Source organism: Rhodococcus sp. EPR-134 (assembly GCF_001647205.1).
GTDB lineage: Bacteria > Actinomycetota > Actinomycetes > Mycobacteriales > Mycobacteriaceae > Rhodococcus_F > Rhodococcus_F qingshengii.
This window is the reverse complement of sequence record NZ_LVCT01000651.1, coordinates 1-11,238: the sequence shown is the minus strand read 5'-3', so window position 1 is coordinate 11,238 and position 11,238 is coordinate 1. Positions and strand designations below refer to the sequence as shown.

11 protein-coding genes are annotated in these 11,238 nt (G+C 62.7%); 10 read left to right on the top strand and 1 reads right to left on the bottom strand.

All coding sequences use genetic code 11. From position 1 onward, the window contains the following. A partial coding sequence (locus A2J01_RS28325) for an acyl-CoA-like ligand-binding transcription factor (RefSeq protein WP_064114058.1) occupies positions 1 to 415 on the bottom strand: 415 nt, incomplete at its 3' end. Between the two features lie 150 nt (positions 416 to 565). Between A2J01_RS28325 and mftA the strand changes: the two genes are divergently transcribed. From mftA to mftF, 10 genes are all read left to right on the top strand, one after another. Further along, on the top strand, positions 566 to 661 hold the full coding sequence (mftA, locus tag A2J01_RS28320) for a mycofactocin precursor MftA (protein ID WP_063836238.1): 96 nt from the start codon (positions 566 to 568) through the stop codon (positions 659 to 661). After that, positions 646 to 933 (top strand): mycofactocin biosynthesis chaperone MftB, encoded by a 288-nt coding sequence (gene mftB / locus A2J01_RS28315; RefSeq protein ID WP_007728309.1) that lies wholly within the window; start codon positions 646 to 648, stop codon positions 931 to 933. Before mftA ends, mftB begins: the two co-directional genes overlap by 16 nt. Positions 934 to 1,009: 76 nt before the next feature. Next, the gene (gene mftC / locus A2J01_RS28310) at positions 1,010 to 2,227 is read left to right on the top strand and encodes a mycofactocin radical SAM maturase (protein ID WP_003942089.1); all 1,218 of its coding nucleotides are present in this window, start codon (positions 1,010 to 1,012) and stop codon (positions 2,225 to 2,227) included. Positions 2,228 to 2,282: 55 nt separating this feature from the next. Further along, a complete protein-coding gene (mftD, locus tag A2J01_RS28305; protein ID WP_003942047.1) occupies positions 2,283 to 3,461 on the top strand; it encodes a pre-mycofactocin synthase MftD in 1,179 nt (392 codons plus the stop codon). Positions 3,462 to 3,487: 26 nt separating this feature from the next. Beyond that, on the top strand, positions 3,488 to 5,419 hold the full coding sequence (locus A2J01_RS28300; protein ID WP_064114057.1) for a mycofactocin system FadH/OYE family oxidoreductase 1: 1,932 nt from the start codon (positions 3,488 to 3,490) through the stop codon (positions 5,417 to 5,419). Further along, positions 5,416 to 6,243, top strand: a complete 828-nt coding sequence (locus A2J01_RS28295; RefSeq protein ID WP_003941966.1) for a mycofactocin-coupled SDR family oxidoreductase — start codon at positions 5,416 to 5,418, stop codon at positions 6,241 to 6,243. The genes A2J01_RS28300 and A2J01_RS28295 overlap by 4 nt, the downstream gene beginning before the upstream one ends. Then, the gene (locus A2J01_RS28290; RefSeq protein ID WP_064114056.1) at positions 6,243 to 8,192 is read left to right on the top strand and encodes a mycofactocin system FadH/OYE family oxidoreductase 2; all 1,950 of its coding nucleotides are present in this window, start codon (positions 6,243 to 6,245) and stop codon (positions 8,190 to 8,192) included. The genes A2J01_RS28295 and A2J01_RS28290 overlap by 1 nt, the downstream gene beginning before the upstream one ends. A gap of 52 nt (positions 8,193 to 8,244) precedes the next feature. Then, a complete protein-coding gene (locus A2J01_RS28285; protein WP_064114055.1) occupies positions 8,245 to 9,483 on the top strand; it encodes an HNH endonuclease signature motif containing protein in 1,239 nt (412 codons plus the stop codon). A 98-nt stretch (positions 9,484 to 9,581) separates the two neighbouring features. After that, on the top strand, positions 9,582 to 10,274 hold the full coding sequence (gene mftE / locus A2J01_RS28280) for a mycofactocin biosynthesis peptidyl-dipeptidase MftE (RefSeq protein ID WP_064114054.1): 693 nt from the start codon (positions 9,582 to 9,584) through the stop codon (positions 10,272 to 10,274). Positions 10,275 to 10,371: 97 nt separating this feature from the next. Continuing rightward, a partial coding sequence (gene mftF / locus A2J01_RS28275; RefSeq protein WP_064114059.1) for a mycofactocin biosynthesis glycosyltransferase MftF occupies positions 10,372 to 11,238 on the top strand: 867 nt, incomplete at its 3' end.

The window sequence follows — 11,238 nt, the reverse complement described above, 5'->3', positions numbered from 1 at the left end:
CCACCTGCCGCCAACCTTCGTACATCACCACAGAGTATGCCTGAAGCGTCGGAACTTCGAGGATCAATTCCATCCGTTTGCGATGTACCGCAGTCTCTTCCGGTGGGAAGGTGTTGAACGTCAACAATGCGGATTCGAGTGCGTCGACCAACGGAATATCAGCGGGCAGTGAATCCAGGTGCTCGCGCATCTCGTCGAGATGTCCGTCGAAGTCTCCCCAGGGGACGGCGTTCTTGGACGGGAAGTAGCGAAAGAAGGTCCGACGCGCGATGCCGGCGGCGTCGGCTATCTGGTCGACGCTCACCTCGTTGAAGCCGACTGTCGAAAACAGTTCGATCCCGATCGTGCTGATTCCCTCCTTCGTTGTGGAGGGGCGACGACCTATCCGAGCGGACGGTTTCTTGCGGCTACGCATACTTTTTTCGCTCCATGTGTGTCATTCTGCACTCGATGCCATTACAGTGGTGAACCGAGTCACAGTGAAGTCCCACTAGTGACCACCAACTCCCAGGTTGGAAGTCTGATCTACAGACTTCCAGACGGAGTGCGACCGCAGGAGGAATCCATGTCAGATCGTGACAACAAGGCGCTCGAGAACGACCTCGTCGAGGAGTCCCTCGTGGAGGAAGTTTCCATCGACGGCATGTGCGGCGTGTACTGACCGTGTCTGCTTTGGATCTCGATGCGGGGTGGAAACTCCACCCGCAGGTAGCGCTTCGCCCCGAACCTTTCGGGGCGTTGCTCTACCACTTCGGAACACGCAAGCTGTCGTTCCTGAAGAACACGACCATCGTTGCGGTGGTCAAGGCGTTGCCAGACCATCCTGATGTCCGGTCCGCACTACGTGCGCAAGGCATCGAAGATGACGCGGCTCCCCAATATGCCCGCGCGCTGAGCACTCTCGCCGACTCGCACATGATCGTGCCTGTCTGAGCCAGACGCTCGCCCCCACGTGCGGAACAGCCCTTCCGCACGTTCGCCCGCTTCATTTCTTCGCGAGGACACAGCCATGACCTCAGTTCTTGAACAGCCCTCCCCGCCCGCCAAGGTGGGTCGCCTCGTCGATCAGTTCGAACTCGGACTCGACGCCCCCATCTGCCTGACGTGGGAACTCACCTACGCCTGCAACCTGTCCTGCGTGCACTGCCTTTCGTCGTCGGGTCGTCGTGACCCCAACGAGCTGAGCACCGAACAGTGCAAGTCCATCATCGACGAGCTGCAGCGTATGCAGGTTTTCTACGTCAACATCGGTGGCGGCGAGCCGACGGTACGCTCCGACTTCTGGGAGCTCGTCGACTACGCGACCGACCACCAGGTTGGTGTGAAGTTCTCCACCAACGGCGTGAAGATCGACAAGAAGGTCGCGGCGCGCCTCGCAGCCAGTGACTACGTCGACGTGCAGATTTCCATCGACGGTGCCACCGCTGAGGTCAATGACGCTGTGCGCGGGCCTGGTTCGTTCGCGATGGCCGAGCGCGCTCTCGCGAACCTGAAGGAAGCCGGCTTCAAGGACGCCAAGATTTCGGTAGTCGTCACGCGGCACAACGTCAGTCAGCTCGACGAGTTCAAGGCTCTCGCGGACAAGTACGACGCGACCCTGCGCATCACTCGACTGCGTCCTTCGGGCCGCGGCGCCGACGTGTGGGACGACCTGCACCCGCGTCCGGAGCAGCAGCGTGAGCTCTACAACTGGCTGGTCGCCAATGGCGAAGGCGTCCTGACGGGCGACTCGTTCTTCCACCTCTCCGCCTTCGGCGATGCACTGCCCGGTCTCAATCTCTGTGGCGCGGGCCGCGTCGTGTGCCTGATCGACCCGGTCGGTGACGTGTACGCATGCCCCTTCGCGATTCACGAGCAGTTCCTCGCCGGAAACATCGTGAAAGACGGTGGATTCCAGGAAGTCTGGCAGCACTCGGACCTGTTCGAGGAGCTGCGATCGCCCCAAACCGGTGGCGCCTGCAGCAAGTGCAACCACTACGACTCCTGCCGCGGCGGCTGCATGGCGGCCAAGTTCTTCACCGGACTGCCGATGGACGGACCTGACCCCGAGTGCGTCATCGGCAACGGTGAAATGGCACTGGCGTCGGCGGGAGAGGTCCCGAAGTCCAGTGTCGACCACTCCCGTTCCGGTCAACGTAAGACCCCACGTGCATCGGTGCCACTGACACTGATGATGCGTCCGCCCGCCAAGATTTGTGACGAAAACCCGCTTGCGGGAATGCAGTAACTACTGCGCGATACCGACAGTGCGGCGAAAGCTGCACCCCAGAGAGGTCAGTTCAATGGCTAAGAATGCTTTCTTCGAGACGGTGGCAGAAGCACAGCGCCGCGCGAAGAAGAGGTTGCCCAAGTCCGTGTACGCGGCGTTGGTAGCGGGATCCGAGAAAGGGCTGACGGTCGACGACAACGTCGCGGCATTCAGCGAATTGGGTTTCGCTCCCCACGCTGCCGGGCTGTCGGACAAGCGCGAGATGTCCACCACCATTATGGGCCAGGACATTTCGTTGCCCGTCATGATTTCACCGACCGGTGTGCAGGCAGTGCACCCCGACGGTGAAGTAGCGGTAGCCCGTGCGGCTGCAGCACGGGGAACAGCCATCGGACTGAGTTCTTTTGCCAGCAAGTCCATCGAAGAAGTTGCCGCGGCCAACCCGCAGGTCTTCTTCCAGATGTATTGGGTCGGCAGCCGCGACGTGCTCCTGCAGCGTATGGAGCGCGCTCGCGCTGCCGGTGCCAAGGGCCTGATCATCACCACCGACTGGTCCTTCTCGTACGGTCGCGACTGGGGCAGCCCGTCCATCCCCGAAAAGATGGACCTCAAGGCGATGTTCCAGTTCGCACCCGAGGGAATCATGCGCCCGAAGTGGTTGCTCGAGTTCGCCAAGACCGGCAAGATCCCGGACCTGACCACCCCCAACCTCGCGGCTCCCGGCCAGCCTGCACCGACGTTCTTCGGCGCATACGGCGAGTGGATGCAGACTCCGCTTCCGACGTGGGAAGACATCGCCTGGCTTCGTGAGCAGTGGGGTGGACCGTTCATGCTCAAGGGCATCATGCGCATCGACGACGCCAAGCGAGCTGTCGACGCCGGTGTCTCCGCTATCTCGGTCTCCAACCACGGTGGTAACAACCTCGACGGCACCCCGGCGCCGATCCGTGTGCTCCCGGGCATTGCCGAGGCCGTGGGCGATCAGGTGGAAGTTGTTCTCGACGGCGGCATTCGACGCGGCGGCGACGTCGTCAAGGCGCTCGCACTCGGAGCCAAGGCCGTCATGCTCGGGCGCGCCTACCTGTGGGGCCTCTCGGCCAACGGCCAGGCCGGTGTCGAGAACGTGCTCGACCTCATGCGGATGGGCATCGACTCGGGGCTGATGGGCCTCGGCCACTCGTCCATCACCGAACTGAGCCCGGCGGACCTGGTGATTCCGGAAGGCTTCACACGCACATTGGGTGCCAGCTGAGATTACGGCTCCGATAGAGCTGTGAGTTGACACTCGACGAACACACGACCCTGGCCGGACGCCTCGTCCGGTCCAGGGTTGTTTTCGGTCCGCACGAGACCAATCTTGCTGTGGGACGCTCGCTTTCCGATCGGCACCGTGCGTACTACCAGCGCCGCGCCGAGGGCGGAACCGGGATCGTCGTCACCGAAGTGGCCTCGGTATCGGAGAACGACTGGCCGTACGAGCGGGCGCCGTTGGCGTCGCAATGTGGCCCGGGGTGGCAGTCGATCGCGGCTGCATGTGCTCCGTACGGAACGCTGGTTCTGGCCGGGCTCGGTCATACCGGCATGCAGGGATCGAGCGCATACTCCCAGTCGGTGCTGTGGGGACCGTCAAGAGTGGCCGACCCGGCGACGCGTGAGTTGCCGATGGCAATGGGGCAGCCGGAAATCGACCAGCTGATAGTCGGCTTCCGTGAGGCGTCGGCGCTGGCCGTCGCTTCGGGAATGGACGGAGTGGAACTCGATGCCGGTCCTCGAAGCATTCTGCGACAATTCCTTTCGGGTCTGACCAACACTCGGCAAGACCGATACGGTAGCGATCGCGTTGCTCTTGTTCGCGAGGTCATCTCGGCAGTGCGCGAGGAAGTCGGGTCGGATCACGTTGTCTCCCTGCGGTTGTCCTGTGACGAGGAAGCTCCATGGGCGGGTCTGACGCCCGATCTTGCCATCGGTATCGCGCGTGAAGTGTCTCCGTTCCTCGATCTCCTTGTCGTCGTTCGTGGCGGACTCTATTCGTCTGACCGGTACCGCCCCGATTTTCACTGCCCGCCGAACTTCAACCTCGATCTGTGCTGTGAGATCAAGGCCGCTCTGTCGATTCCTGTTGTCGTGCAGGGGAGTGTCGTGGACATCGCCGACGCTCACGCGGCGCTGGAAGTAGGTGAGTTCGTCGAGATGACCCGGGCCCAGATCGCAGACCCGGACCTGGTTGTGAAAGCCGCGCGCGGCGATCGTCCCCGGCCGTGTGTGCTCTGCAATCAGACGTGCCTCGTGCGTGATCCTCGCAATCCTGTCGTGACGTGCGTCGGGAATCCGAGCGCGGGTTTCGAGACGGTGGACCCCGATGAGCGAGAGCAGATTTCGACACCGGGAGCCGTGCTGGTCGTGGGGGGTGGCCCCGCTGGGATGGAAGCCGCACGGATCTCGGCGGTGGCGGGGCACTCGGTCACACTCGTCGAGAGTTCATCGCAGTTCGGCGGCATGATCCGAACTTTTGCGCGAGGTGACGGCCGTAGCCGGTTCGCACTCCTCGCGCAGTGGTTGGAGGACGAATGCCGTCGTAGCGGCGTGACGATGCGGACCGGGGCGGCGCTCGACGCCCAAGGCCTGGGTGACGCACGCAGCCGGGGCGAGTTTGTTGTCGTTGCCACCGGTAGTGCTGCGAGGCCGCCGACGTATCCGGTCGACGATTCGGTTCGGTGGTTGGATGCGTCGGAAGCCTTCGAGAAGTTGAGCACCGTGGGGCCGGGTCCGGTCGCGCTGATCGATCCCCTCGGTGGACCGATCGCGGTGGCGTTCGCAGAAGCACTCGCGGCCCATGGCATCTCCGTCTCGATTGTGACTCCCGACAGCATCGTCGGTTCGAGGCTCGGCGCGAGTGGGGATCTGGTCGGCGCCAACACGCGCATCCAGCAGGCCGGGATCACCAGGGTGCTCGCGTCACGTGTCACCGAAATCGCACGAGGGGCCGTCTGCGTCGAACACGTCCATACCGGCGAGCGGTCACAGCTCGAGTGCGAAGTGGTGATCGACTGCTCGCCTCGTCTGCCGAACGAAACGCTGAAGGAAGAGGCCGACATTCAGGTGGGCGACTCGGTTGCCCCGAGAACTGTTCTCGAATCCATCCGCGAAGGGCGCTTTGCAGGGTTTACTACTAGAACGAGTTTCAATTCTGCAGAGAGGGCTATCTCATGACACAGGGTTCAGTTCGTTCGCTCGAAGGTCGCGTTGCTTTCATCACCGGCGCAGCGCGCGGTCAAGGACGTGCGCACGCGGTCAAGATGGCGCGCGAGGGAGCAGCGATCATCGCGGTCGACGTATGCGCGTCGGTGGCGTCGGACAATTCCTACGACGCAGCAACTTCCGAGGACTTTGCCGAGACGATACGTCTGGTGGAAGCGGAGGGCGGGAAGATCCTCGCCCGTGAGGTCGATGTCCGTGACGGCGCAGCGCTCACCGCGGTGGTCAAGGACGGCGTCGAACAGTTCGGACGTCTCGACATCGTGGTCGCCAACGCCGGGGTCTGCAACTGGAATCGATTCTGGGAAATGTCGGACGAGCAGTGGGAAACCCTGATCGACATCAACCTGACCGGAGTCTGGAAAACCCTCAAGGCCTCGGTGCCGGCGATCATCGAGGGTGGGCGCGGTGGATCGATCATCGTGGTCAGTTCGGTGGCCGGACTCAAGGCGCTGCCCGGACAGGCGCACTACGCGAGCGCCAAGTTCGGTCTCGTCGGTCTGACGCAGGCCGCGGCAAAGGAACTGGGGGAGTACAAGATCAGGGTCAACTCGATCCATCCTTACGGAGTGAATACGCCGATGGGGGTCGACCAGGGCGCTCTCGAGGTATTCGCAAAGTTTCCGCAGTACCTTCCCAACTTCACTCCGATCCTCTCGGACATCGCTTTCGCCGAACCTGACGAGATCGCCGATACCGTCCTGTGGCTCGCCGGTGACGGTTCCCGCACCGTCACGGCAAGTCATATCGCTCTCGATCAAGGAAACTCCAAGGTCTGATGACGCCGTACCCGCGCCTCTTCGCGCCACTGCGCCTGGGCAACCTGACACTCCGCAATCGGGTCGTGTTCTCCGCACACCTGACCAATTACGCGGAGAACGGGTTGCCGACGGAGCAGCACTCGAGCTACTACGAGGCGCGGGCACGCGGCGGTGCGGGTCTGATCATCACCGAGGAGCACTCGACGCATCCTTCGGATCGACCGTACGAGAAGATGATTGCGGGCTATCGGCCGGAAGCGATCGAGGGATACCGGCGGATCACCGACGCCGTTCATGCGCATGGTTCGTCGATTCTCGCGCAGATCAACCACAATGGGGGTCAGGGCGCTGGAACCTATTCGCGATCGCCGCTGTTGGCGCCGAGCGCCGTTGCGGATCCGTTGTTCCGCGAGGTGCCCAAGGCTGTCGACGACGCGGACATCGCCGAGATTCTCGCAGGGTTCGCCCTTGTTGCGCGCAACTGCGTTGCCGGTGGCTTCGACGGGGTGGAATTGCAGGCGTCGCAGTCGTCCATCGTGCGCGCGTTTCTCGCACCCTCGACCAACCTGCGCACCGATCGCTACGGCGGGGGCGTGGCGAATCGTGCGCGTTTCCTTCTCGAAGTGCTCGGGGTACTGCGTAAGGCCATCGGCCCGGATCGTGTGCTCGGTGTGCGCCTGAGTGGATACGAAGGAACGCGGGGTGGCATCGAACTGTCCGACGCAGTAGCCACCGCTCAACTCATCGAAGCTGACGGTCACGTCGACTACATCAACACCACCGTCGGAATGGCCACGGAAACACTGCATCTGGTGGAAGCATCGATGGCTGCACCCACCGGCTACGCCAACTTCGTCCCGTCTGCTATCAGGGAGGTCGTCGATCTTCCAGTCGTCGGAGTCGGCCGTTTCAAGACGCCGGAGCAAGCCGAAGCCGCACTCGAGGACGGTGTATGCGATCTGGTGGGAGTAGTTCGCGGGCAGATCGCCGATCCGGATTTTGTGAACAAGGCGCGTGCTGGTCAATCGGTACAGGTGCGAACCTGCCTGTCCTGCAACCAGGAATGCGTCGGGCGGATGGGTCTGGGACGTTGGTTGGGGTGCACCGAAAATCCGCGCGCCGGTCGGGAATCGGTACCGCTGCCGATGCCGCGGCGACGGGGCCGCACGGTGGTGGTGGTCGGTGGTGGCCCGGCCGGCCTGCAAGCTGCGGCTACAGCGGCCCAGCGAGGTCATGCGGTGACGCTGTTCGAGCGTGAACGAAGACTTGGGGGACAGATTCTTACCGCCTCGGTGGTACCGGCTCGCCGTGAGCTCGCCGACCTCGTCCGGAATCTCGAATCTGAGTGTCGCCGAAGCGGTGTGACGATCGAGTTGGATGCTGGAGCCGATCTCGCGATCGTGGAGGAGCGCGCGCCCGAGGTGGTCGTGATTGCAACCGGAGCGCGGCCTGTGCGACCGGCGTGGGCGGGTGGATCAGAGCGTGTGGTGGGTGTTCGAGACGTTCTCGACGGCAAGATTCTGCCGAGTGGAACGGTGCTCGTCTACGACGAACTGGGATTCCATCAAGGTACGTCGGTGGCGGAGTTCCTCGCTGATCGAGGCTGTGCCGTCACGATCGCGACCAACGGCATGGTGGTCGCGCAGGACCTGAGCATCACCCTGGATTTCGAGGGGTGGAACCGCCGAGCGTTCGAGAAGTCGATCGGTCAACGGACAGATCTGATGGTGACTTCGGTGAGCGCTGGGGCCTCGCAGCTCGTGAGCTTGGTTCACCTTCCGACGGGTGTGACCGAGGAAGTTGCAGTCGACTGGGTGGTCTTCGCGACACAGCAGGAACCTGTCGACGAGTTGTGGAACACCTTGCAGGGAAGCTGTTTCGAGAAATTTCGCATCGGTGACGCCTTGTCTCCGAGGCGTTCGCACGCGGCCGTCATCGAGGGGCATCGGGCCGCGTTGGCGATATAAGTCGTCCGTTTTGTCTCTGGTTATCGAAAGTATGTTCGATTAAACTTTGAGCATGGACAGTCGGGAAGCATGGCAACTGGATAGCGAGGACCTCAAGGGTGAGGTTCTGGATCTGGTGCGCGCCCGACACGAGTTGCAGTCGCGGATGGTGTTGCTGATCGTGGAGATGTTTTCCCGTGAGGTTCTCGGCGGGAAGGGTTTTCGGGCGATCGCACAGTGGTTGCATGGTTCGACGAATCTGGAGATCGGTGAGTGCAGTCTGCTGGTCGGGTTGGCGCGGTTGTTGATGCTCGAACCTGTTGTCGGCGATGCGTTTCACCGTGGTGACGTGGATGCGTTGAAGGCGCGGCAGGTGGCGTCGTTCTGTCAGCATCCGCCGAAGAACATGACGCCGGCGGACGTGGAGACGGCTCGCGGGATCCTGCTTGGCCTGGCGTCGAAGAACATTGCGGATTGTGATGCGGTGCGAGTGGCGATCCGGCGGATCGACAAGCAGTACGGAAACCGTGAGGACGGCGTTCCGGTGGGGGAGGATTCGGAGCGTAACGAGTTCTACGCGTCGAAAGGTTTGTACGGGCGCGTGTCGGTGAAGGGAGACCTAGATGCTGTGAACGGGGCGCGTCTGATCACATTATTGTCGAGTCTGTCGGCTCCGACGCCGGAGAAGGACGGCGCCAAAGACACCCGCACTCCGGCATTGCGGCGGGCGGATGGGTTTTGCGAGTTGTTGCGGCGGTATGAGCGGGCGGGGTTGGGTCCGATCGAGGGCGGGGTGAAACCGCACATCACGGTGACTGCGTCTGCGAAAGACATGACGGACCTCAAGGCGTTGAAGGACCTCTTGCCGTCCACGGAGGAGTTGGGGTTTGCGTGGACGGATTGGGTGGGCCCGATCGGTATCGACACGGCCCGGATGTTGGCGTGCGACTGCACGGTCACCCGGATCTTGTTGGACGAGAGTGGTGTTCCGCTCGACTGCGGTAAGGAAGCGCGAACGGCGACGGTGCCGCAGCGGCGGGCTCTTGCGGTTCGTGATGGTGGGTGTGCGTTTCCGGGGTGCGGGACTCCGTCGGGGTGGTGCGATGCCCATCATATTGTTCACTGGAACGATGGTGGCCCAACGGATCTCGATAATCTGATTCTGTTGTGCGGTCATCACCATCGGACGATGCACCACACGGAGTGGCGGGTGGAGATCGGACCGGATCGGAAATCGGTGTTCTATCCACCGATGTCGATCGATCCGTATCAACAGCCGATCGGCGGGAACAGCCCACCGACAGCGGCGTGAACCGCGACAACTGACGAATACGCCGGGGCGCAACAATGCCCCGGTGTATCCGCATGCAGTGTTGCGGTGGGAGGGGCCCGCACCAATACGATCGGGGGATGAGTTCTCCGCGTGACCTTGCTGCCATCCCGAGTCCTTCGCTCGAGGGCACTGCGCTCACCGTCGTGGTCCCGGTCGGTTCTTTTGAACAACACGGACCGCACCTGCCTCTCGATACCGACACTCGGATCGCGAGAGCAGTCGCACAGGCTCTGCCCGACGTCGTCGTGGCCCCGGCCATCGAATACGGGGCGAGCGGCGAACACGAAGGGTTTGCCGGCACGATTTCGATCGGTGCCGAGGCTATGGAAACCGTCGTCGTCGAATACGGAAGGTCGGCGTTCCGATGGACGAAGCGGGTGCTGTTCGTCAACGGCCACGGCGGAAATGGTCCCGCATTGGCCAAAGCGGTGGCACTTCTGCGGTATGAGGGGCGTGATGCTGCTTGGGTGCCGTGCGCTGTTGCGGGTGCCGACGCGCATGCCGGACACACTGAAACGAGCCTATTGCTGCACCTTTCGCCCGATTTGGTGCACATGAGCCTTGCTGAGACAGGAAATTTGTCTCCTATCGCGGACCTGATGCCAGGAATGCGTTCGGGCGGTATGGTCGCTGTGTCGCAAAACGGCGTTCTCGGCAATCCAGTCGGGGCTACCGCCGAAGACGGCGCATACATCTTCGGTGAGTTGGTAGGACGCGTGACGGATGGACTGGCCCGGTGGGAGCCTGGTCCAGATGGGAGGCTTCGGTGACGACCACGACCGAGTGGGGGCGGACGGTCCACCTGCGACGGCTTTCGAGGCTGCGACGAGTTGCAGCACGACGGGCTACGTCCCTTACGATCATCTGATGCGACCAGCAAGACTCCCCGACGGCTTCGGCATTCGGTTGGACCCCAAGGTGCGCACGTACTCGGGTGGCCGGGTACTCATCGGCGGATCTCCGACGCGGATGCTCAAGCTGGCGCCGACGGCTGCGGCGATGATCGGTGACGGCTTCCTCGAGGTGGTCGATCAGCAGAGCGCTGCGGTTGCGCGACACCTTCTCGATTCAGGTGTCGCGAATCCTCGTCCGATGTCGACGCCGTCCGCTGCCGATGTCACGGTCGTGATTCCGGTCAAGGACAACCAGGCCGGCGTCGAACGCCTATTGCCCGTCCTCAAGGATCTGACCGTCATCGTTGTCGACGACGGTTCGGAAGTGCCGGTGGAGCCCCGTCGCGCCTGCCCGGGCACCGGCACCATCACAGTGGTCCGGCACGAGAGTGCCCGCGGACCCTCGGCAGCGAGAAACTCGGGATTGCGTTCGGCCCAAACACGTTTCGTAGCTTTTCTGGACTCTGACGTCATACCGCGTGCCGGTTGGCTCGAGTTGATGTTGGGCCACTTCAGCGATCCGGGGGTTGCCCTTGTTGCACCCCGCATCGTCGCCCTCGATCCGTACGGGACGGCGCTGGCGCGGTACGAGAACATGCGATCGTCTCTCGACCTCGGACGCAAGGAAGCTGCGGTGAAGTCGGGCAGTCCGGTCGCCTATGTCCCCAGCGCCGCCGTGATCGTCCGGCGCGACGTGGCACTCGAATGCAACGGTTTCGACGAGAGTCTCGAAGTAGCCGAGGACGTCGATTTCTGCTGGCGACTGCAGGCTGCGGGTTGGCGACTGAGGTACGAACCGGTTGCGCATGTCGCCCACGATCATCGAGTTCAGTTCGACAAG

Bases quoted from the DNA above. Each gene is read 5' to 3' on its own strand.
- A2J01_RS28285 (WP_064114055.1), top strand. From the start codon at position 8,245: ATGGACAGTCGGGAAGCATGGCAACTGGATAGCGAGGACCTCAAGGGT.
- A2J01_RS28290 (WP_064114056.1), top strand. From the start codon at position 6,243: ATGACGCCGTACCCGCGCCTCTTCGCGCCACTGCGCCTGGGCAACCTG.
- mftD (WP_003942047.1), top strand. From the start codon at position 2,283: ATGGCTAAGAATGCTTTCTTCGAGACGGTGGCAGAAGCACAGCGCCGC.
- A2J01_RS28295 (WP_003941966.1), top strand. From the start codon at position 5,416: ATGACACAGGGTTCAGTTCGTTCGCTCGAAGGTCGCGTTGCTTTCATC.
- mftA (WP_063836238.1), top strand. From the start codon at position 566: ATGTCAGATCGTGACAACAAGGCGCTCGAGAACGACCTCGTCGAGGAG.
- mftE (WP_064114054.1), top strand. From the start codon at position 9,582: ATGAGTTCTCCGCGTGACCTTGCTGCCATCCCGAGTCCTTCGCTCGAG.
- mftC (WP_003942089.1), top strand. From the start codon at position 1,010: ATGACCTCAGTTCTTGAACAGCCCTCCCCGCCCGCCAAGGTGGGTCGC.